General features: G+C 61.9%; 22 protein-coding genes. 15 read left to right on the forward strand and 7 right to left on the reverse strand.

Features of this window, described 5'->3' with window-relative positions; genetic code table 11:
• Positions 1 to 74 precede the first annotated feature (74 nt).
• Genes D2V07_RS09745 through D2V07_RS09755 form a run of 3 tightly spaced genes read right to left on the reverse strand, consistent with a single transcriptional unit; the run spans position 75 to position 2706 of the window.
• Complete coding sequence (locus tag D2V07_RS09745) at positions 75 to 875, reverse strand: SDR family NAD(P)-dependent oxidoreductase (protein ID WP_233548339.1); 801 nt, start codon at positions 873 to 875, stop codon at positions 75 to 77.
• Entirely contained in the window at positions 872 to 2059 is a 1188-nt protein-coding gene (locus tag D2V07_RS09750; protein ID WP_119587169.1) for a zinc-dependent alcohol dehydrogenase, read from the reverse strand. The genes D2V07_RS09745 and D2V07_RS09750 overlap by 4 nt, the downstream gene beginning before the upstream one ends.
• On the reverse strand, positions 2059 to 2706 hold the full coding sequence (locus D2V07_RS09755; RefSeq protein WP_119586813.1) for an SRPBCC family protein: 648 nt from the start codon (positions 2704 to 2706) through the stop codon (positions 2059 to 2061). The genes D2V07_RS09750 and D2V07_RS09755 overlap by 1 nt, the downstream gene beginning before the upstream one ends.
• Positions 2707 to 3009: 303 nt before the next feature.
• On the opposite strand from D2V07_RS09755, the gene D2V07_RS09760 reads away from it, so the two are divergent.
• The 3 genes from D2V07_RS09760 to D2V07_RS09770 are packed head-to-tail and all read left to right on the forward strand — an operon-like array spanning position 3010 to position 7132.
• Positions 3010 to 5082, forward strand: coding sequence for an HAD-IIB family hydrolase (locus tag D2V07_RS09760; protein WP_119586814.1), 2073 nt, complete (start codon positions 3010 to 3012; stop codon positions 5080 to 5082).
• The gene (locus tag D2V07_RS09765; RefSeq protein ID WP_119586815.1) at positions 5079 to 6218 is read left to right on the forward strand and encodes a glycosyltransferase family protein; all 1140 of its coding nucleotides are present in this window, start codon (positions 5079 to 5081) and stop codon (positions 6216 to 6218) included. The genes D2V07_RS09760 and D2V07_RS09765 overlap by 4 nt, the downstream gene beginning before the upstream one ends.
• Complete coding sequence (locus D2V07_RS09770) at positions 6215 to 7132, forward strand: glycosyltransferase family 2 protein (protein ID WP_119586816.1); 918 nt, start codon at positions 6215 to 6217, stop codon at positions 7130 to 7132. Before D2V07_RS09765 ends, D2V07_RS09770 begins: the two co-directional genes overlap by 4 nt.
• Here D2V07_RS09770 and D2V07_RS09775 read toward each other — a convergent pair.
• On the reverse strand, positions 7060 to 8115 hold the full coding sequence (locus D2V07_RS09775) for a glycosyltransferase (protein WP_233548340.1): 1056 nt from the start codon (positions 8113 to 8115) through the stop codon (positions 7060 to 7062). The two genes, D2V07_RS09770 and D2V07_RS09775, sit on opposite strands and share 73 nt — an antisense overlap.
• A gap of 160 nt (positions 8116 to 8275) precedes the next feature.
• Here D2V07_RS09775 and D2V07_RS09780 point away from each other — a divergent pair, with 160 nt between their 5' ends.
• The 4 genes from D2V07_RS09780 to D2V07_RS09795 all read left to right on the forward strand — a co-directional run bounded on the left by D2V07_RS09780 (position 8276) and on the right by D2V07_RS09795 (position 11162).
• Entirely contained in the window at positions 8276 to 9040 is a 765-nt protein-coding gene (locus tag D2V07_RS09780) for a Crp/Fnr family transcriptional regulator (RefSeq protein WP_199698771.1), read from the forward strand.
• Entirely contained in the window at positions 9037 to 9822 is a 786-nt protein-coding gene (locus D2V07_RS09785) for a sulfotransferase family protein (protein WP_119586819.1), read from the forward strand. The genes D2V07_RS09780 and D2V07_RS09785 overlap by 4 nt, the downstream gene beginning before the upstream one ends.
• A 66-nt stretch (positions 9823 to 9888) precedes the next feature.
• Positions 9889 to 10575: a guanitoxin biosynthesis heme-dependent pre-guanitoxin N-hydroxylase GntA gene (gene gntA / locus D2V07_RS09790; protein WP_119586820.1), complete on the forward strand. Its 687-nt coding sequence runs from the start codon at positions 9889 to 9891 to the stop codon at positions 10573 to 10575.
• Positions 10576 to 10583: 8 nt separating this feature from the next.
• Entirely contained in the window at positions 10584 to 11162 is a 579-nt protein-coding gene (locus D2V07_RS09795; RefSeq protein ID WP_119587170.1) for a DUF1989 domain-containing protein, read from the forward strand.
• 129 nt (positions 11163 to 11291) lie between these two features.
• Here D2V07_RS09795 and D2V07_RS09800 read toward each other — a convergent pair whose 3' ends face one another.
• The 3 genes from D2V07_RS09800 to manD are packed head-to-tail and all read right to left on the reverse strand — an operon-like array spanning position 11292 to position 14457.
• Entirely contained in the window at positions 11292 to 12314 is a 1023-nt protein-coding gene (locus D2V07_RS09800; protein ID WP_119586821.1) for an oxidoreductase, read from the reverse strand.
• Positions 12311 to 13255, reverse strand: a complete 945-nt coding sequence (locus D2V07_RS09805; protein ID WP_407641595.1) for a sugar kinase — start codon at positions 13253 to 13255, stop codon at positions 12311 to 12313. Before D2V07_RS09805 ends, D2V07_RS09800 begins: the two co-directional genes overlap by 4 nt.
• Positions 13249 to 14457 (reverse strand): D-mannonate dehydratase ManD, encoded by a 1209-nt coding sequence (gene manD, locus D2V07_RS09810; RefSeq protein WP_119586822.1) that lies wholly within the window; start codon positions 14455 to 14457, stop codon positions 13249 to 13251. Before manD ends, D2V07_RS09805 begins: the two co-directional genes overlap by 7 nt.
• A gap of 66 nt (positions 14458 to 14523) precedes the next feature.
• Here manD and uxaC point away from each other — a divergent pair, with 66 nt between their 5' ends.
• From uxaC to D2V07_RS18565, 8 genes are all read left to right on the forward strand, one after another.
• Positions 14524 to 15936 (forward strand): glucuronate isomerase, encoded by a 1413-nt coding sequence (gene uxaC / locus D2V07_RS09815; RefSeq protein WP_119586823.1) that lies wholly within the window; start codon positions 14524 to 14526, stop codon positions 15934 to 15936.
• Positions 15933 to 17297, forward strand: coding sequence for a mannitol dehydrogenase family protein (locus tag D2V07_RS09820; RefSeq protein ID WP_119586824.1), 1365 nt, complete (start codon positions 15933 to 15935; stop codon positions 17295 to 17297). The genes uxaC and D2V07_RS09820 overlap by 4 nt, the downstream gene beginning before the upstream one ends.
• 1 nt (position 17298) lies before the next feature.
• Entirely contained in the window at positions 17299 to 19263 is a 1965-nt protein-coding gene (locus D2V07_RS09825) for an asparagine synthetase B family protein (protein WP_119586825.1), read from the forward strand.
• A 62-nt stretch (positions 19264 to 19325) separates the two neighbouring features.
• Positions 19326 to 20237: a phosphoenolpyruvate carboxykinase (ATP) gene (locus D2V07_RS09830; protein WP_119586826.1), complete on the forward strand. Its 912-nt coding sequence runs from the start codon at positions 19326 to 19328 to the stop codon at positions 20235 to 20237.
• Between the two features lie 5 nt (positions 20238 to 20242).
• Positions 20243 to 20521 (forward strand): PqqD family protein, encoded by a 279-nt coding sequence (locus D2V07_RS09835; protein WP_233548371.1) that lies wholly within the window; start codon positions 20243 to 20245, stop codon positions 20519 to 20521.
• Between the two features lie 44 nt (positions 20522 to 20565).
• On the forward strand, positions 20566 to 21489 hold the full coding sequence (locus D2V07_RS09840) for a 2OG-Fe(II) oxygenase (protein ID WP_119586828.1): 924 nt from the start codon (positions 20566 to 20568) through the stop codon (positions 21487 to 21489).
• A 55-nt stretch (positions 21490 to 21544) separates the two neighbouring features.
• Positions 21545 to 21688, forward strand: coding sequence for a hypothetical protein (locus D2V07_RS18560; protein WP_158586798.1), 144 nt, complete (start codon positions 21545 to 21547; stop codon positions 21686 to 21688).
• Positions 21689 to 21819: 131 nt separating this feature from the next.
• Positions 21820 to 21960 carry a hypothetical protein gene (locus tag D2V07_RS18565; RefSeq protein ID WP_158586799.1) on the forward strand — a complete coding sequence of 47 codons (141 nt, stop codon included), beginning with the start codon at positions 21820 to 21822 and terminating at the stop codon, positions 21958 to 21960.
• Positions 21961 to 22022: the final 62 nt, after the last annotated feature.

Below are 22022 nucleotides of genomic sequence, written 5' to 3' on the forward strand. Positions count from 1 at the left end.
TATTGCAGCGACGCGCTAACAGATGTGCGAAGGTTGCGTCCCGTTACAGCCTGAGGGCGGCTGCCGATATCCGCTCAGGCATCGTCGGGCTTTGCCATGCGTTCATGCATTTTCGACACGATACCCGCTGGCAAGATGTCGGCGAAGAAATACTGGACCTTGTTCATAAGCCCGCTGACTTCCTTGGTCTCACCATCCAGCAAGGCTTCGTAACCGTCCCTGGCCACCTTGGCCGGATCGGCTTTCATGTCGGTCTGGCCGACCATGGTGTCGTCCTCCATTTCGGCATGTTCGAAGAACTCGGTGTCGGTTACGCCGGGTAGCAGGCAGGTTATCACGACATCGGTGTCCTTGATTTCGGTAGCAAGTCCAACGCAGAAGTCGTCGATGAAGGCCTTCGTGGAATTGTAGATCAGATTGTAGGCTCCCGGCATATCGCCGACGATCGAACCGGTCACAAGAATGCGACCCTGGTTCCGCTGGCGCATGGCGCGACCTACGCGGTGGATCAGCGACACCGTGCCGGTTACGTTCGTGTGGATCGTATGCGCTATCTTGCTCCATTCCTGGTCCAGGAATGCACCGCCCTCGCCCGTGCCGGCATTGGCGACAAGGTTATCGACGGGGCGGCTGCCGATTGCGTCCATCAACTGTTCTACCCCGCTTTCGGTGGCGAGATTGCATTCAAGTGTGGCAACCGATGAAGCGCCGCAGTTGCGCGCCTCTGTTGCCGCAGCGGCAAGATCACGGTCGGCGACCAGCAGCAGATCGCATCCGTCTTTCGCCGCCAGCTTGGCCAGCTCGAGTCCGATGCCGCTGCTCGCCCCTGTCACGACCGTGAAGCCGCTCAGCTTTTCAATCTTGTTCTTGCTCACTTGGCCATCTCCATGTCGGGCTTGAGGACAACCTTGGTCCAGTCGTTCTGTTCGTCGTGGAAGCATTTGTAGCCGCGCGCGGCGTCCTCCAGCGGCAGGCGGTGAGAGATCATGAAGGTCGTATCGAGCGTGCCATCCTCGATCTTCTCCAGCAGATCCTTCAGGTAACGCTGCACGTGGGTCTGGCCCGTGCGGACCTGCAGACCCTTCTCCATCAGCGCCCCAAGCGGGAACTTGTCGGTCATGCCGCCATAGACGCCGGGGATCGAAACGCGCCCGCCCGGACGCACCGCCAGGATCGCCTGTTTCAATGCCTTCGCCCGGTCCGCGCCGATGCCGATCTTCTGCTTGGCGATATCGATCATGTTGTCGGCAGCAAAGCCATGGGCTTCCATGCCGACCGCGTCGATCACAGCGTCGACGCCGATGCCGCCGGACATCTCCATCAGCGCCTCGCGCACGTCCGTCTTGCGGAAATCGATGGTTTCCGCACCCATCTGCTTCGCCAGCGCCAGCCGGTTCGGATAGTGATCGATGGCAATCACCTTGCTCGCCCCCATCACGATGGCAGACTGCACGGCGAACAGGCCGACAGGGCCGCAGCCCCAGACGGCAACGGTATCGTCGGGCTGGATTTCGGCGTTTTCCGCGCCCATCCAGCCGGTGGGCAGGATGTCGGAAAGGAACAGGACCTTGTCGTCCTCAAGGTGATCGGGAACGACGATCGGGCCCACATCGGAATAGGGCACGCGAACGTACTCTGCCTGCCCGCCCGAATAGCCGCCCGTAAGGTGCGAATAGCCGAACAGTCCGGCCATCGGATGCCCGTAAAGCGTAGCGGACATGTCCTGCTTTTCAGCCGGATTGGAATTCTCGCAGGCCGAGAACTGCTGGATCTTGCAATGGAAGCAGCCGCCGCACGATATGGTGAACGGAACCACTACCCGCTGGCCTTTCTTCAGCGTGGAATCTTTGCCGGTCTCCACCACCTCTCCCATGAATTCATGGCCCAGGACATCGCCGGGCATCACGCCGGGAATGACGCCATCGTAAAGGTGAAGGTCGCTGCCGCAGATCGCGGTAGAGGTGATCTTGATGATGGCATCGCGCGAGTTGATGATCTCGGGATCGTCCACGGTTTCCACGCGAACGTCGTGCGTTCCGTGCCAGGTAAGCGCTCTCATCATCCGTTCTCCTGCTGCTTGGCTTCGCGGGTCTGGTCCCTGCGGCGCGCCGAGGTGGTGATCTCCCCGGTTTCCATCAGCGCCTTGAACCGTTTCAGGTCGTGGCGGGCCTGAACCTGGGGTTCGCGCAGGAAAAGTTTTGCCAGTGCGCGGCCTGCGGCACCGCCCGGCGGATCGTAGGCCATGATCAGCGAGACGCGCGTTCCCCGGTCTCCGGGAGCGTCCGTGAATTCAACTCTTCCGCTGGTGGTAATGTCCGACCCGTCGGTGGAGCGCCAGGCGATCAGTTCATTTTCACGTTCGTCCGAAACGCGCGTTTCGACATCGACGCTCGCGCCGCCCGGAGCCTTGATGACCCAGGTCGCGGTATCGCCGTTCTCGCGAATTTCCTCCACGTTTTCCATGAACTGCGGCAGGTTACCGAAGTTGCGCCAGAAGCTGTAGAGTTCGGCGCGCGGCTTGCGAATTGTCACGGTGCGCCCGACCAGGCTGTGATCGCCCGGAGGGGATTTCCGTGCGTAGACAGGCGCATCGTCCGCGCCGCCTTTCCGCCGACGGGACAGGAAGGTTCCGAAGGCGATACCGCCAATCGCCAGCCCAAGGCCCACGACGGAAGCGGGGGTTTTCAAATCTCGATTGCTGCGCATTGCCACACCTTTCCGAGTTGCTCTGGAGCCCCGAAAACCGTTCGCATCCTTTGCACCGGTTTAACACCATCCAGGTGCCTCGAGGCCGATCGCATCCTTGCGTTGAACGTCTGACGAAGGATGTCGACAGTTGAACCTTGCAACGGAACATCGGCCAATTGGTTGCAGTGCGCAGACCGAAAAGTACTTGATGTTAACTTAAGTTAATTTCGAAAAATCAGAATCTTAGTAAATCATAACTTCGGAACGGTGCGCCAATGGGTCCGCTTTGTGGAGACTTACCAACACCGAAAAAGGCAGCATATGCACATCATGTCCCTCGCCCTGGGTGGCTGCATAAAGGGTCCGCCGGTCAATTACGGACTGACAGAGGATACCGGTGGGCACATCGCCTACATCCTTGGAGAAATGGCCGCACTTGCGCGCCATCCGAAGGTGGAGAGTGCCGAAATCGTCACCCGGCTGTTTGAAGAGCCCGAACTGGGCGCCAGCTATGCGCGACCGGTCGAAATACTGCCATCTGGCGTCACCATCACCCGCATCGACAGCGGCAACCGGCGTTACCTTGCCAAGGAAGCACTGGCGCACGACCGCAGAGCCTTCGTGCGCGCGCTGATCACCGAACTGCGGGACAGGCCACGCCTGCCAGACCTGATCCATGCCCATTTCGCGGACGCCGCCGATGTGGCGTGCCAGATCCGCGCGGAACTCGGCATTCCCTTTGTCTATACCGCTCATTCGCTGGCGATCGACAAGCGAGATGCCGTAGCTGGAAGCGATGCACGGGGCCTGCGGCAGCGGATCGCAGAGGAGCAGCGCGCCATCGATTGTGCCGATGCCATCGTGGCATCATCGCGCGACGAATGCGAACGGCAGTTGCTGCGTTATGACCGCGTGGACCCTACCACCATTCACCGCCTGCGACCGGGTGTCGCCATACCCGAGGATCAACCCGATCTGGAGCCTGCACGGGCGCTGATCGCCCCCTTCCTGCGCGAACCTAGCCTACCGATCATCCTCGCCATCGCGAGGCCGGTGCACAAGAAGAACCTTGTCGCCCTGGTAGAGGCGTTCGGACAGAACCCGGCGCTGCGCAGCCAGGCCAATCTCGTCATCCTGGCAGGATTGCGCCGCGGGCTGGAAAGCGGCGAAAGCGAGCAGCGCGCCGTGCTGGCCGATCTGACCGATGCGATCGATCGGCACAATCTCTACGGCAGCGTGGCCTATCCCCCGCGCCATACGCAGGACGATGTCCAGTCGCTCTACGCGCTGGCCAGCGCGACCGGCGGCGTGTTCGTCAATCCCGCCCTGACCGAACCTTATGGCCTGACGCTGGTAGAAGCGGCGGCGCACGGCCTGCCGGTGGTCAGCACGCGCAATGGCGGACCCAACGATATCGTCGCAGACCTCGAACACGGCACGCTCGTCGACCCGGTGGACACCGGGGCCATCGCATCGGCCGTGATCGATTTCCTGGATAATGAAGAAGCTTGGAAGACAGCTTCCACCAACGGCCGAACCCGTTGCCGCAGCATGAGCTGGGATGCCTATGCCGACGGGTTCGTCGAACTGGCGCTGGAGATTACCGACAGCCAGCCGCATCAGCTACTCGCCAGCGCTCCTCGGGAATTGCTGGTTTGCGATATCGACAACACCTTGACCGGTTGCCGGGACGGCGCGCAACGGCTGGCTCGCTACGTGCAGCGCCGGGACGGAATGTCGTTCTGCGTCGCGACAGGCCGCAGCCTTGTCGAGGCGCGGCGGATCCTGCGGGAATGGCACCTGCCCCGCCCGCGTGTCCTGATCACAAGCGTTGGTAGCGAAATCTACTGGCAGACAGGCAGCGGGCTGGAGGCGGACCGCGATTTTGCACAGTATATCGAGGCGGACTGGCATGCGGACGAAGTCACGCGCGTTCTGGACGGGCTGAACGGACTCACGCCGCAGCCCGCGGTCGAACAGAGGCGCTGGAAGCGCTCCTATTTCGCCGCCGGAGACGGGTTGACATCGCGCGTCAGGAAACGGCTGGAAGACTCTGGCCTGAAGGCGAAAGTCATTTTCAGCCACGGAAAGCTGCTGGACGTATTGCCGCTTCGCGCAGGAAAGGGCGCCGCGATGCGCCATGTCGCGCAGAAAGCGGGCGTGGTGCCCGAAGCCGTGGTCGCTGTGGGCGATAGCGGCAATGACCTCGATATGTTGCGCGAGTGTCGCAACGCCGTGCTGGTGAGCAATTACGACGAGGACCTTCGCGACCTTGTGCGGGACCCCGGCGTGTATGTCGCGAGGCGCGCCCATGCCGGCGGCGTACTGGAAGGACACCTGAGCCACGCGCGCCGCCGTCGGCGCGCAGGCGAAGCTGCGAGGTCGGCGGCATGAGCGAACGTCCCGTCGGCTATTTCGTCCACCACCAGGGCCGCGGCCATGCCGAACGGGCTGGCGCGCTTGCCAACGAAATGGTGGCGCACCGCCCCGTCACCCTGTTCTGCGCGCGCACGAACATCTTTCCTCGTCTCGACCCACGGATTGAACTGTGTCAGCTTCCCTCTCTTTTCGAGGCTAACGGCGGGGAGCCGCCGAAGCTTGCCGACTGGCGGACGCCGGACACCCTGCACTGCGCGCCGCTCGGCTGGCACACGATCCGGCACGCAGTTGCCACGATTGCGCAGTGGTTCGACACAGCCGACGCTGCCCTGTTCGTGACCGACGTGTCCGCAGAACTCGGCCAGCTGGCACGGATCGCATCCGTTCCGCACGTCGCGGTATTGCAGCACGGCGACCGCAGCGATGCAGGACACATGTCGAGCTATGAGAGCGCCGTGGGCATTTTGGCGCCCTATTCCCGCCAGCTGGAACAGCCAGAAAGGCCGGGCTGGATGCGCGACAAGACCCATTATGCACCGGGCCTGGGCATTTCACCAAGCAAGCGGACCGACAAGGCCGAGGCACGCAAGCGGCTGAACCTGCCAGCGGACAAGCGTATCGTGCTGGTTATCGCCGGAGGTGGCGGCACCGGTACACCGACCGCGCCGTTGACGCTCGGCGCGCGCGACGATGAGGAGGCGCTCTGGATCACCATCGGGAACATCACCAGCGAATGGCACGAAACGCCGCCCGGCAACCTGTCTCACAAGGGCTGGGTCGACAATCCCGAGGACTGGATCGCCGCTGCCGATGGCATCGTATCCAGCTGTGGCAACACCACCGTACACATGGTCGCGGCGGCAGGTAAGCCGTGGATCGTGGTGCCCGAATGGCGCTATTTCGACGAACAGTTGTGCAAAGCCGACGCGCTTGAGCAGGCGGGGCTGGCGGCTGTATCGCGCATGTGGCCAAGCCACGTGAACAGCTGGCGCAAGCTCTGGGATGCGGCTTCGCGTCTCGATCACGATGCGCAACAGGCGCTGGTCGAACCTGCTGCCGCCCGCGATGCAGCCGATTGGCTGGACGGGCTCATCTGCTCCATCTGGGCTGGCAGCAAGTCTGCGAACGTTTTTGAAAGTGCGCAGGCATGAAAGTTTCCGTCTGCACCCTCGCGCACGGACGAAACCAGCACCTCGTCAACATGGTGAAGGGCCTGTGCCAGTCAAAGCGCCCCCCGTGCGAACTGGTGATTGCGGTGCTACAGGACGAGAAATACGATCTGCCCGCAACCAGCTTTCCGATCCGTCAGATCGTACTTGGTAGCCAAGGCATACCCCTTGCACTGGGTCGTAATACGGCGGCGCGGAACGCCAGGAGCGAGCTGCTCGTCTTTCTCGATCTCGACTGCATCCCCCACCCCCGCCTCATCGGCGACTACGCCCAGATGGCCGACACGCATTCTGGCATCATGATGGGTGAGGTCGGTTATCTTCCCGCCGGTGCTACGGACAGCGGAATAGATTTCGGACATTTCGAAGCGGTAGCAAAAAAGCATTCGGAACGCGCTGGTCCCCCGCAGACACCTTCTGCACCCTGCAACGACTATCGCTGTTTCTGGTCGCTCAATTTCGCGATGACGGCGCGCGACTTTGCAAGGTCCGGCGGTTTCGACGAAAGTTTCGAGGGGTATGGCGGTGAAGATACCGACTTCGCGCGCGGGGCCGTCGCCGCAGGTCTGCCGATCTGGTGGCTTCGCGGGGCGAAGGCCTATCACCAGTACCACCCCCACCACATGCCACCTGTTCACCACCTGCGCAGTGTGGTTGCCAACGCTGAACACTTTCGGCGCAAATGGGGACACCCGACCATGCAGCACTGGCTGCGTGCATTCACCCTTATGGGCCTGATCGAACGCAGCGAGAACGGCTGGCGCATTCTTCGCGAACCGACCGAGGAAGACCTGGCGCTAACCCGTCAGCAGGAGCGGCAGCCCTACGCCAGCAGCGCGGTCGTGCTGGAACAACTGGAGGACGAAGCGCGGTCTCCCGCAGCGATGGCATCGTGATAGGCCCCCTCGTAACCTGCGATCATCGCGTCGACGGAGAAGCGTTCCACGGCCCTTGACCGGCAGCGACCTCGATCGAGGGTATCGATCTTCGCAATGGCCCGTGCCAGCCTGTCGGAACTGCCGCCTTCGACAAGCAGCCCGACCGGTCCGACGACTTCGCGCATGGCGCCGCGATCGAAAGCTATGACGGGAACCCCGCTTGCCAACGCCTCTGCCGCCACCAAGCCGAACGGTTCGTCCCACATCGGCGTGACGAGAGCGGCCCTTGCCTGTCGCACCAGCAGGCGAAGCGCGTCCCCATGCAATTGCCCGAGATAGCGAATATCGGCGCCCGAACCCGCTTCCATGCATTCCTCGAAATAGGATCGATCCTCGGCAGGACCCGCAATATCCAGCGCGGCCCCCGCCTTGCGCACCGCCTCTATGGTTTCGCGAAGACCCTTGTTGGGCGTGATGCGACCGGTCCAGACAAGGCGACCGCTGAGGCCGTCCTCCGCGGGATGCCAGCTACGACAGTCAATGCCGTTGTGCACCACGCGAATGTTAGCCGAAGGCTCATCGAACCACAACGGCATCTGGCTGTGCGAGGCGACGGTAATTTGCGCGATGCCGCAGCCCGCGGCCCGGCGTACAGCATCCGCCATCTTACCAAACGGCGGGACATGCTGCGATGTTACCATGGCGATCCCGTCCTCGCGCGCCCAGTCGATCAGGTCGGGGAACAGCGAGTTGTTGTGCACGACATCGAAAGATTGCTCGGCCACGATCTCTCGCGCTCTGGCAAAGGCGCGCCGCTGGAATTCGTCGAGCTTGCTGGTGCCGCGCCATTCATCCCACGGCAGGACGCTTTCGTACGGCTCCTCGCAAATCCGGATCAGCTGAGGATCGCTACTACCCTGCGCAGCCAAAAGCGTAACATCGTGACCGGCGCTGCGCAGCCCTTGGCAAAGAAGAGCGGCATGCGCTTCCATCCCACCCATGAAAGGCTCGGCGACCGGATGTCGGATATGGGCGACCACTGCGATCCGCATTGCGTTGCAACGAGAGGACTTCGCTGCCGTTCCGCAGATGCAGGGAACCGAAGCCCTTTTCTGAAATTGAATAGTTGAGCCACCCGGCAACTGGACAACAGGATCGATGATGGCCCGCGATATTTCAATTTATCCCCGTAGCGAGACCTTCCTGCAAGGTCGCCTTCGCCATGCAATGACGATCACGGAGAAGGCACAACTCGAAGAGATTTTGTCCGATCAGCAGGAGGCTGCGGACGGTACGGTCGTACTCGAAGCAGGCCGACTGTATGACAAGAGCATGCTGTTGACCTCCGGCATGATGCTGCGCACGATCGAACAGGACGGTCGGCAGCACATCGTAGGGCTTCAGGTGCCCGGCGATTTCGTGGACCTTCATTCTTTCGCGCTCAAACGCCTGGATCACAACATCGTGGCGGTGGGGAACTGCAGCGTCGCCTACGCCAGCCATGCGGATCTGAAGGAGGCGTGCGAACGCAATATCCACCTGGCACGCATCCTGTGGTTTGCGACCTTGCTGGACGCTGCGATTCACCGCCAATGGATTCTCAAGACAAAGCAACTGCGTGCGGATGCCTGCGCTGCCCACTTCCTTGCCGAAACCTGGGCGCGCCTGGAACTGGTGGGAATGGCGAAGGCTGATGGCTTCATTAGCTCGCTGACCCAAAGCCATCTGGCCGATATCTGCGGCACCACGCCTGTTCACATGAGCCGGATGCTAAGCTCGCTGAGAGAGGCAGGACTGGGCGAATTTCGCCGCGGCCGCTTCTACTGCAAAAACCGCCAGGGGCTGGAGGCATTCGGCAGGTTCGATCCGGGCTATCTCTATGGTGATGACAGCCTTGGCATCGGTGACGAACTCGCACCCGAATGACACCGGGCGAGCGGCACTATCGGTATCTTTTCGTCTGCGGTCTCCACAGGACTGGCACAAGTCTGATCGCGCGGCTGCTGGCAGCGCACGACGCTATTGATGCCATAGTCGACGCTCCCGTACCGGAGAACGAAGGTGTCTATCTGCAAGGGGCCATACCGCACACCGCAAGGCACGGCGTTCCCGGGCATTATGCCGTCGACCCCGAGCAGCATCTGATCGAGGGGTGCGCGCACGACACGCTGCCGACCCGCAAAAGGATGGAGCACGATTGGGCGCCCTGGTTCACGACTAAAGGACAATGGAGGCTGGAAAAATCGCCGGTCAACCTCACACGGATGCGGCTTTACCAACAGCTCTTCCCGCTCAGCCAGTTCATAGTCATCCTGCGCCATCCCGAAGCGGTAGCCGCTGCCTTGCGCAAGTGGGTGGACAGGCCCGCGGAGGAACTGATCGACTACACGCTCGACGCCTACGATCTGGCATTCGCCGATCTTGAATACATTCACGCCGCCACGGTTGTTCGATACGAGGACCTGGTCGCGCAGCCGCAGGCGGTGCTGGACCGGATCACGCAATTTGCGGGCCTCGCGCCGGTCAAAGTCCAGGAAGAGGTCCGCGACGGCAACGAGACCTACGACGGCGCGTCGTGCCTGGACCAGCAGCAGGCGGTACGCGCCAGCCGCTACGGCTATCTTCCCGGCATGCGCATCGATCCCGGCTTCGGCGTGGTGAAACATCCGCTGCGGGCGGTCCGGGAAGCGGCATTGGAGGGTGTTTGACTTTTCCTAATCCCGGAACACTGCGCCTGTTGAGACGCTTTTCCGCCAAAGGATTTGGAGCATCGGATGCCTACACTCGAACCTACACTTGAAGGCGACGAAGCAGCGAAAGAACGCTTTGCAGACTACATCAGGGACAAGGGGTTTCCCTGTGTGGGGGCAAAGTCGGCGCTCGCCACCGGTAAGCTGAACGTCGTTCACGCCCGCGACCTCACCAGCGCATGGAACGATGTTGCCATTCATGACGCGCTGTTGAAGTGGGCTTTTGCCTACAAGGACGATCCCGAAGGGTTGCGGAGTCTCGCGGTGATTTTCGAAGGACCGCTGGACCTGTCGGAGGACGAGTTCGAAGCGAACCTGTGGGAGAGGCTGCAGTCGCTCGCCGACAAGGACCATTGGCGCGGCCAGACCTATGACAAAAGAGTCAGCGCCGATCCTGAAAGTCCGCACTTCAGCCTGAGCTTTGGCGGGGAAGCGTTCTTTGTCGTGGGGATGCATCCCAACGCATCGCGCCCGGCCCGCAGGTTCTCTCGCCCGGTCATGGTTTTCAATCTGCACGACCAGTTCGAGCGGCTGCGCGAACAGGGGCGGTACGAAAGGATGCGCGAAGCCATCCTGGAGCGGGATCGCGAACTGGCAGGCGACATCAACCCGATGCTGTCGCGCCATGGAGACACAAGCGAAGCGCGCCAGTACAGCGGCCGCGCTGTCGACAAGGACTGGAAGCCGCCGTTCGAGGATCGCCGGTCGTGACCAACGAGATGACACGAATAGAGCCACGCAGCGGCACCAGCTTCGTCCTTCGCGAAGGACAGCGCCTCGAAGTGGTCGATATCGAAGGAGGGCAGGTCTCCGACCTGCTAGCGTTCGGCCTGGCCGACCGGCGCGAGGCGTTGTCGAACGGACGCACGTTCGATTACGAAGAGACGATCAGCCTGACCGCCGGTAACACCCTGTGGTCGAACCGTTCGAACCCCATGCTGGACATTGTTGCCGACGATGTCGGTCTGCACGACTTCCTGCTGACACCGTGTAGCAAGGATACCTTCCGGCATTTCTATCCTGACAAGCCCGTTCACCGGGGCTGCTTCGGCAACCTCGCGGCGGCACTGGAAGAATACGATATTGCGGAGGATGACCTGCCCTGCGCGTTTAACGTCTTCATGAACGTGCCGGTCGACGGCCAGACCGGTCGCCTCTCGGTCGAGCCGCCGGTTTCGAAAGCGGGCGACACGCTGACTCTGAAAGCGCGCATGGACCTCGTGATCGGCCTGACGGCGTGTTCGGCATTTGCTTCCAACGGCGGGACCTTCAAACCCATCGGTTACAGGATACTCTGAACCGCGGGCAATTTCGCTGGTCTAGACCAGTTAGGAGAACTCGCGCTTTCCGCTCTGCTAACCTAATTCGCCTCTATTCAGATCGCGCGTAGCATGGTCGTTTTGCAAACTGGCTAACTAACTGGCTAACTAAAGGGCGACGGTCTTGCCCTCGGCGGAACTGCGCAATCCGGCGTCGAGGACTTCCATCACGGCGAGAGCTTGCGAAGCCGGTACGGGATTGGCGTCCTTGCCGCACAAGGCGGCCTCCAGCGCTTTCCAGAAGGCAGCGTAGTCGCCGCGTTCGTTCGCTGGCTGGATAGATTCCCGCTCGTCACCAAAGGTCAGCAGTCCTTCCCGCGGATCGCGCCCAAAGTCTTCATCCCGCGGCAAGGCGCCAGCGATAAGGGCTGGCTCCTGCGTATCCATGCCGTGCTTTATCCAGCTGCCACCGGTGCCGTGAACGATGAAGCGGAGATCGTGGCTGGCCGCCATCTTAGTCGAATGCAGGATGGCGCGCATCGCGGGGTAGTGGAGGACCACGTGAAACCAGTCGGGCGCCTGCGCCCCGGCTCGCATTGTGGCGATATCCGCCGTGACCGCTTGCGGCCTTCCGAACAGCGCGATCGCCTGGTCGATCAGGTGCGGCCCCAGGTCCTGCCACGATCCCCCGTCGCGCTGCTCTTTCCATACCTCCGCGACATCGGGGCGCCAGCGGTCGAAATGGCTTTCGAAATGCACCACATCGCCCAGTTCCCCTGCATCAAGCAGGCGGCGCAGCGTGAGGAAGTCGGCATCCCAGCGGCGGTTCTGGAATACCGTGAGCAGGCGGCCCTGTTCCTCTGCCACTTCGGATACCCGGCGCGCATCGGCGAGACTGGTGGCGAAGGGCTTGTCCACCAGCACATGCTTGCCCGCCTGAAGAGCAGCTATCGCGTGCTCTCCATGAAGGTGATCCGGGCTGGAGACGACCACGAGGGCGATCCCCTCGTCCCGCAGGAGATCGTCGACGGTGGGCATCACGGCGACTTCGGGATGATGCGCCTGCACCTTGGCAGGGTCGCTCGACACCACGGCCCGCAGCGCCAGGCCCGGAGTGTGCTGGATGAAAGGCGCATGGAAAACCCTTCCGCCGAGACCGAAGCCGATAAGGCCGACACCGATTTCGCTCATTGCGCTTGCTCCCGATCATGTCCCCGCATGTTGCGGTAAGGCGCCGCATCGTCCGCAGCCGGGATAGCCCCGGCCCGCATGATGTTCCACCCCGCCAGGCGGTGCGCGGCCAGCGCCGCATCCCCTGGTTCGCGCCCCCGCAGGCGGGCAGCGATGTAGCCTGCGTTGAAGGCATCGCCGGCACCGCTGGTGTCGACGGGAGACAGCGGCTCTGGCGGGGCGAGCGGGGTTCCGTCAGGCAACAGGCAACCGGCAGCGCCCGCTTTGACCAGCACTTCGCCGCAGCCCAGGCCCCGCCAGCACGCCGCGACGTCCGCTTCCGCGCCCGCCCAACCCTCGCCGCGAAGGGCGACTTCATCTTCGACGGTCGGCAGCCCAATATCGGCGCTGCCTATCGCGCGCTCGTGCCAATGCAGCGTGGCATCGGCGCTTTCCCACAAGGCCGGGCGAAAGTTGCCATCATAGGCGGTTCGTCTGGCTTTCTCCGCGAGGTCCAGCACCTGTTCCCGCCCTATTTCGGGAAGGATAGCCAGCGAGATAAGCGAGTATACAAAGCAGTTTGCCTCACCGACCGCGTCTGTCCAGCCATCGCTCGCGTCGAGAGCAAACATGTCGCGCGCGGCGCTGCGCAACCGGTCGTAGGAAAAGCTGCGCTCTCCCGCGCTGTCCACCGCGATCCGGTATCGGCCCACCCCGCGATCCGGATGTCGCCCGATCAGCGAAGTGTCGATACCCTCCGCCTGCCATGCGGCGACCAACTTATCGCTTTCCTCGTCGCATCCCAGCGCCGTGGCATAGGCGACATTGCAGCCCAGCCTAGCAAGATGGATCGCGGTGTTCAGCGTATCGCCGCCGTAGTGTGCGGTCAGCGTACCGTCCGGTGCCACCCGCTCCTCCACCATGCCTTCGCCAAGGCAGATTATCCGGGGGGCCGTCACCAGTTCCACATCGTTCCGTCGGACAGGCGCGCGACAGGAAGATAGGCAGGTTTGTAGGGATATTTGGCCGCCAGGTTCTCGTCGATATCGACGCCGTGGCCGGGCGTATCACCGCAGATCATGAAGCCGTCGTCGAACCGGTAATCATGCGGGAACACTGCATCGGTTTCCTCTGTGTGGCGCATGTATTCCTGTATGCCGAAATTGGGTACCCAGCTATCGAAATGCAGCGCGGTGCCCATGGTAACGGGCGATAGGTCGGTCGCGCCGTGACAGCCGGTACGCACCTGGTAGAGGCTGGCAAGGTCGGCAATGCGGCGCAGGTGGGTAACGCCCCCCGCCCCAACGATGGTGGCTCGGATATAGTCGATCAGCTGGTTCTGGATCAGGTCTTTCGCATCCCAGATGGTGTTGAAGATTTCCCCCACGGCGAGCGGCGTAACGGTGTGCTGGCGGATCAGCTTGAACGCTTCCTGGTTTTCCGCAGGCGTCACGTCTTCCAACCAGAACAGCTGGAAGGGCTCCAGCATCTTGCCCAGGTTCGCAGCTTCCTGCGGGGTATAGCGATGGTGCCCGTCGTGCAGCAGGTGATAATCGAAGCCGTAGGTTTCGCGCAGCTTCTCAAACAGCTTGGGCACGTAATTCAGCGCCTTTCGCGTATCCCACCCGGTCTCGCTGGGCAGCGCGGCATCGGCGGGTTCGTAGTACAACGTCCCGCGTCCAACGCCGTAGGCATCCTTGATGCCGGGAACGCCGGTCTGCGCGCGGATCGCCTTGTAACCCATGTCGATATACTGGCCCACCGCATCGACGGTTTCGTCGATATCGGTACCGTTGGCATGGCCGTAGACCATCACCCGATCGCGGCTCTTTCCGCCCAGCAGGTCGTACAGCGGCATGCCTGCCATCTTGGCCTTGATGTCCCACAGCGCCACATCGACCGCGGCAATGGCGCGCATGGTAACCGGGCCGCGACGCCAGTAGGCACCGCGGTAAAGGTATTGCCAGATATCCTCGATGCGCCGCGGATCCTTGCCGATCAGCGTGGGGATGAGGTGATCTTCTAGGTAGGAAACGACCGACAGTTCCCGCCCGTTCAGCGTAGCATCGCCAATCCCGTAGACGCCCTGATCGGTTTCGATCTTCAGCGTCACGAAATTGCGTCCAGGCGAGCAGACTATACACTTCGCCCCGGTGATCTTCATCGCAAATTCCCTTTTCCCTGCGCCTGCCTGTGGCATAGCGGCGCCAAATCTTTTCACGAGAGACGTATGCCTCAAACACTCACGCTTCATCCTGATCGCCTGCTGCCTGTCGATAGTAAAGTCCGCGATATCGCCCGTGCGCTGTACGCACAGGTGAAGGGCCTGCCGATCATCAGTCCGCACGGCCATACGGACCCTTCGTGGTTTGCGCAGAATGAATGCTTCGGCAATGCGGCAGAGCTCTTGCTGAAGCCCGATCACTACGTATTGCGCATGCTCTACTCGCAAGGCATCCCCATGGAAGACCTTGGCATCGCGCCCAAAGGGAGTGTCTCATCGGCAGACCCGAGAGAGGCATGGCGGCTGTTCGGCCAGAACTATTTCCTGTTTCGCGGTACACCTTCGCAGATCTGGCTGGACTGGGTCTTCGCCGAGGCTTTCGGCATCGACGTGGCGCTGTCAGGCGAAACGGCGGACCACTACTTCGATACGATAAATGCCAAGCTCGCGAGCGACGAGTTCCGTCCGCGCGCATTGTTCGACCGCTTCGATATCGAGGTGATCGCAACGACGGAGAACCCGCTCGACACACTGGAGCACCACAAGACCATCCGGGATAGCGGCTGGAACGGCCGGGTAATCACCGCCTACCGCCCAGATCCGGTAGTCGATCCCGAGTTCGAGGGTTTTCTTGATAACCTCCAGCGCTTCTCCGACATCACAGGAGAGGATTGCCTGACGTGGCAGGGATATCTCGCCGCGCATCGCCAGCGGCGTGCATTCTTCGCGGAAATGGGCGCCACCTCAACCGACCACGGCCACCCGACGCCCGCCACCGCAGACCTTTCGCCGGCCGACGCGGAGGCGCTGTTCACCCGCGTCACGTCCGGCACCTGTTCGCTGCAGGATGCCGAGCTCTTCCGCGCTCAGATGCTGACCGAGATGGCAGGTATGAGCCTGGAGGACGGGCTGGTCATGCAGATCCACCCCGGCAGCTTCCGCAACCACAATCCGCAGCTGTTCGAACGCTTCGGTCGCGACATCGGCGCGGATATCCCGATGCGCACCGAATATGTCGAGAATCTGCGCCCGCTGCTGGCGAAATACGGCAACGAGCGCGATCTCTCGATCATCCTCTTCACGCTGGACGAGACGGTTTATTCGCGCGAACTTGCGCCGCTGGCGGGGCACTATCCGGTGCTCAAGCTGGGCCCGGCGTGGTGGTTCCACGACAGCCCCGAAGGGATGCGCCGCTTCCGCCGGATGACCACGGAAACTGCGGGTTTCTACAATACTGTGGGCTTCAACGACGACACGCGCGCTTTCCTCTCCATCCCTGCACGTCACGAACTGGCTCGCCGTATCGACTGCGGTTACCTCGCCGAACTGGTGGCAGAGCATCGCCTTTCAGAAGAGGCGGCCGCGAATCTTGCCGCCGATCTCGCGTACAACCTGGCGAAGGAGGCTTACAAACTGTGAGGCTTTCTCCCGACACCCTCGACCGGCTGCCAGATGCGGTTGCCCGGCCCGGCTACAACCGTGATAAGACCGCCATCGGTATTATCCATTTCGGTATCGGCGCGTTCCACCGCGCGCACCAGGCCTGGTATACCGATGCCTGCCTGAATGCCGGCGAAGGCGGTTGGGCGATTTGCGGCGTCTCCATGCGCTCCGCTACCGTGGCAGAGCAACTCAACCCGCAATCCGGGCTCTATACGCTGACACAGCGCAGCGGCGAGAGTGCCGAGACGCGCGTGATCGGCGCGGTGCGCGAGGTGCTGGTGGCGGGGCAGGACAACGACGCAATCGTCGCGCGTCTCGCCTCCCCCGACTGCCACATCGCCAGCTTTACCGTTACCGAAAAGGGCTATTGCCGACAGGCCGACGGCTCGCTTGATTTCGAGCGTGCTGGCGAGGGGTTTTACCCGCTTCTGGCAGAAGCGCTGGCGCAGCGTGCAGAGGCTGGCTTGCCTGGCCTCACCTTGCTGTCCTGCGACAACCTTTCAGGCAATGGGCGCATTCTGGGTGAACTGCTGCGTGCATGGCTAGAGCGGAATGACGCTCAACTGGCGGAGTGGTTCGCGCGCGAATGCAGCACGCCAGACACAATGGTCGACAGGATCGTACCCGCCAGCGCGGCGACCGACCTGGACGACCTTGCAGACGCGCTCGGTATGCGCGACGAGGGGGCGGTCTTTACCGAACCCTTCAGCCAGTGGGTGATCGAAGACCGCTTTGCCGGGCCGCGTCCTTCGTGGGAAAACCACGGCGCGCAGATCGTGACTGACGTTACCCCTTACGAGACCGCAAAGCTGCGCATGCTGAACGGCGCGCATTCGCTGCTGGCCTATAGCGGACTGGATGCAGGCCACACCTATGTGCACGAAGCGATTGCCGATGCGGAACTGCGGGAGCTGACGGACAGTCTGATGCGCGAGGAAGCCGCGCCGACGATTACGGCGGGCGCGGATCAGGACCTGTCGGCCTATGCCGATGCGCTGGTCGCCCGTTTCGCCAATCCGGCGCTTAACCACCAGCTGATCCAGATCGCCATGGACGGCAGCCAGAAGATACCCCAGCGGTGGCTGGAAACGCTCGCCGCGCATCAACGGGACGGGCAGCAATGCCCCGCGATCCTGACCGCCCTCGCCGCCTGGCTGCGCCATGTTCGCGGCGATCGCCGGGAGGTGGAGGATCCTATGGCGCAGGAATTGGCAGCCGCCTGGGAAAGTGCCGGTACGGAAGGCATCGTGGAGGCCATGTTCGGGCCTGGTGGCCTGCTTGCATCGCACTGGCAACCCACGCCGTCCGACCGCGCTTTCGTAACCGCCCTACTGTGATATGAGCTTCATCTTCGGCATCGTATCCCGCGCAGGCGCGCCCATTGCAGCCGAATGGCTTGGCGCTGCAAAACATGCGGTCGAGGCATGGCCGGCGGATCGGAGCCAGACGACAGACAAGTCTCGTCTCGCCGCATTTTGCAAGCAGATGGATACGACGCCGTGGGCATCCCGCTCGCAACCGATTGTCGCGGACGATGCGGCTACGGTGCTTTTCGATGGTCGGCTGGATAACCGCGCTGAACTGGCGGACAAGCTCGGCCTCGGGTCGGCTGAAGCCATGTCGGATGCACAATTCATACTCGCAGGCTGGCACCGGTTCGGCCAGCAGCTTGCGGAGCATTTGATCGGCGATTTCGCGATTGCCGTTCAAGATCACGACAGCGGCGATCTTGTCCTCATTCGCGACCACTTGGGCGTTCGCCCGCTCTTCGTGATCCGCAACGAGGACTTCGTCGCCTTCTCCACCGCGCTGCCTCCGCTGCTCGCCTTGCCATTCTGCGACACGCGCTGGAACCTTGAATGGGTGGTAGACTATCTGGAGGAAGTGAAGCCGGATGCCGAATACACCGCCTATCGCGGGATAACCGCAGTGCCTCCGGCTCACGTCGTGCGCTTCCGGAGCTCTGCGGAAGAGCGGCACCGTTTTTGGTCACTGCCCGTCGACGCAGAGCTGCTCGACATCGATCTGGGTGAGGCAATTTCCAGGGCTGGTGAACTGTTTGAGAGGGCTGTTGCCGACCGCCTCGTGACGGGAAGAGGCAGGATTGGCTGCGAATTGAGCGGCGGACTCGATTCCAGCTCGATAGCAGCAGTTGCCGCCGACCAGCTATCGAGGCGCGACGAGCGGCTGATCGGTGTTACCCAGTCGACGCAGGAGGACTTCCAGCGTCGTTATGCCTTGCTTTCCGAAGGGCATTTCGCGGATGCCGTCTATGCCCACTACCCGCAGATCGAACGAGTGAACGTCGACAACCGGACAGACAATGTGCTCGACATGCTGGCTGGCACTATCGCCCGCCACGGTGTGCCGCCACGCAACGACTTCAACGGATTGGCCAGCGAAGCGCCCGATCTGCTCGCCGAGCGCGGTGCAAGGGTGCTGCTATCAGGGTTTGGCGGAGACCAGATGGTGACGGCAAACGCCGGAGCGCTCGCAGAAAGTCTCGTTGCCGAGGGCGACTGGCTTTCGACTTTTCGATTGCTTGCAAGCGGTGGAGGGCGAGTGCGAACGCTAGCCACGATAATGCGGCAGGTGCCGATTGTGCGCGCGCTGGTTCCTGCGCAAAAGCACGCAATTCGCACGAGTCCTCGCCTTGCCAGCGAAAAGGCACGCGCGGCGGCGGGTTACCCAGGCCGCGCCGAGCTGCACAGCTGGCCTGCATGGTCAGGCACGTTTCGACAGCGGGATGCGCATAACCTCTCCAGGCCCGTGATGGCGTACCGCCTGCAAGATAGTCAGGTCGGAGCAGGAGCGCGCGGCGTCGAGTATCGCTACCCCATGCTCGACATACGCCTGATCGAATTCGTGCACCGCCTGCCTGCTACCTATCGCAACCGGGCCGGTGAACCGCGCAGACTTATACGACTGCTGATGCGCGGGAGGCTGCCTGAAAAGGTTCGCCAGCGCCGCGACAAGTTCGGCATGACCGTTCCGGGCGTCTTCGTGAACGTGTTGCAACACAGCCTTGCCCTTCGCGATCATATCGCCGCGATGGCGCGCGACCCGGTCCTGGCGGACTTTGCCAGTTATGACGAAGTTCTTGCAGCGCTGGACGCAACGCTTGCGCATGGCGAATTCCCCAAGATGGAAATGATCAAGGGCGGAAATCCGCATTATCGGCGTGCCGATCACGGACAGGTCCTGCGCCTTGCCCTGCTCGGCCTGTGGTATCGACCAGGCGCGGGCGAACGACCCGATCTGGCCATCCCGGCGGCCACGGCGAACAGCCGGTCATTGCGTTGACACGCGCGACTTTAACTCGGATTACCCGCCGGAAATCACTCTGAGTTTGCCTGCAAATTGCAATGACATTCCATTACCGCGCCTATGGACTCGACATCGAAGCGGACCTGCCGCTGCGCGCTCTATGCGCCCACGAAGGCGGGCCCGACGTCCGGATCGTTAAAAGCGAGGTGCCCGACCGGCTAGACACTGTCGAGGCCAAGACGCCGCGATGGACGGCCAATGCGCGCGAATTGCTGATCGACGTACCGAACGTTGCCCGGTTTCATATCCACGATGGGCGCAAGATTACGTACCAACCCGTCAACGGGGCGAGTGCCGAGGATGTGGAAGCCTATCTCCTCGGAAGCTGCATGGGAGGTGTCCTGCATCAGCGTCACCTGCTGGTCCTGCACGCCGCCGCGATATCGGTGGGTGACCGGGCGTTCGCGATCTGCGGCAAGTCCGGGCTGGGCAAATCGACGACTTCGGCCCATCTCGTAGAGCAGGGAGCGGAACTGCTTTCGGACGACCTTGCAGTGTTCGACCGGCAGGGCGAATGCGTCCAACCCGGTTATGCCCAGACCAAGCTGACCCCCGGTGCCATAGAGGGGCTGGTGGAACCGGGTGGAGAAATGCGGAAACTCGCCGGCGAACGAGGCAAGTTTGCCATCGCGCGGCACCAGCAGTTTCGCGCCGACCCTGCCCCTATCGCGGGATTGTTCGTGATCGAACGGACCAGTTCGGCGCGGCCTTCGCTCGAGCAGCTGGAGCCGGGATTGGTGGCGCAGTACCTTCGCCGGCACACCTATCGCAAAGGCTACATCGTACCCGGCAACGAAGCCGAGCATGTCAGAAGGTGCATCGATCTCGCCTATAGGATCCCTGCGTGGCTCGCCCTTCGCCCGCAAACGGGGGACTCGACAAATTTCATCGTGTCCGCCATCAGCGAGGCCATCGAAGCGACTGATTTTCGCGTGGAGACAGGCAATTGAGCGAAGTGATTTCCTCTCGGACCGTGCCCTTGCCGGCGAAGGACGTATTGTCGACAGAAGTCAGCGGAGCCGCCGTCCTCATGTCGATGGATAGCGGGAAGTTCATCGAACTGAACGAGACAGGCCGTGATATCTGGAAACTGACAGACGGGTCGACCAGCGTGTCGCAGATCGTAGACACGCTGCAAGAACAGTACGATGTCGCGCACGATCATTGCCTTGCCGAGGTGGTGGCCCTTTACCGCAAGTTGCACGAGGAAGGCCTGGTCGAGATTTCGAGTTAGGCGGATGTGGCAGTGGAGTACCGCAAAAGGTATTCTGCAGGGGGTTGGATTTCACCGTGCTAGAGACGGCTCGAGATAGTTTCGCCCAGCTTCTCAAGCTGGGTGATGCCCGGCTGAACCAGGCGCTTCTTGCAGCCTTGGCGGAGCGGAATCGCGACACCAACACAACCCTGTTCGCGGCGAACCTGCTGCGCCGCTCCGGTGACCTGCCTGGGGCGCGAGCCGAGTTCGCCAAGCTCGGCACGGGAGGGGGGGACGCCTCGACCGGAGGCGGCCGCGACTGGCCGTGCATTCCGGCGAATAATTGGTCGAACGGCGGATTCGCAATAGCTCCGCTTGTCATCATCGACGATTTCCTTCCCGTCGAACGCATGCAGGCCCTGCATCGTCACGCCTGCGAGCGCGAAGGAGAGTTTCGCGCCGCCCTGGCCACCAACGAGGGCGCCGAACCGTCATACGATCCCGATCGTCGCCAAAGTTTGCTGGATTACAAGTTCACTCTCGAGCGTGAATTCTTCGGCACGTTCATTTCCCAGAACCTGCAAGTTCTACAGCACGGTCTCGGCCTGCCGGAATTCTCAGTGGACAGGTGCGAACTTAAGCTGACGAACCATGTCGACGGGGGCTTCTTCCGGATCCATGCCGACAACCACGCCGCCTTCGCGGATGCGGGGCGAGCGATCACGTGGCTCTACTATTTCGCTGACGAGGGAGCCAGCTTTAGCGGTGGCGAATTGCTTGTCCTCGATTCCTGCCCGGACAAATCGACGGTATCTCCCGCCTGGTTCAGCAAGGTCATTCCCTTGGCGAATCGCTTTGTCGCTTTTCCCAGCGCGTTTTACCATGCAGTCACGCCGCTCAGTCATGTCGGCGGCTTTGCGCGGGGACGCTTCGCCGTAAGCGGGCATATTCGAAAGCGCGCCGATAACAGTGTCGCATGGTGGGAAATCGAAAATTTATCTGATTGACTTCCCCGCCGAACACATCATTGGGTCAACCCATTGGATTTCAGGAAAAGATACTATGAGCGTTTCGAAATCATTGTCAGCTGAAGGTGAGAAGCTGCCGTGGCTTGCGCCGTCAATGAATGTCGTCGTCACCGTGGCACAGGTTGCTTCAAGTGTCGGTCCTGACGTGGACGAGGATTGGTCCGGCACGCCGTCGTAGAAGCAGTCAGTCCAAAAGTGGCGAGCCACGGTTCCGCATGGCGCAAAACCGATGGTAAGCGCGATTGACTTTCGAAGCGAATACAGCAATGAACTGCCGCAACCGACGTTATTGCTTTTGGGGGAAGTTTGATGAGTGTCTCGAAGTTTTCAGCCGCCGAGGGTGAAAAGCTTGCGTGGATTACCCCGTCCATGAATGTGGTCGTGACCGTGGCAGACGTGGCCGCAGTGCTGGGTTCATCCACGGATGAGGATTTTACCGGCGTTTCGTGATCGGCAAGGCCCGCTGCCGATGAGCAGTGACAAGGGGCCGCTACCAAAAATTTACCGACCAT

Source organism: Aurantiacibacter zhengii (genome assembly GCF_003584125.1).
GTDB classification, from domain to species: domain Bacteria; phylum Pseudomonadota; class Alphaproteobacteria; order Sphingomonadales; family Sphingomonadaceae; genus Alteraurantiacibacter; species Alteraurantiacibacter zhengii.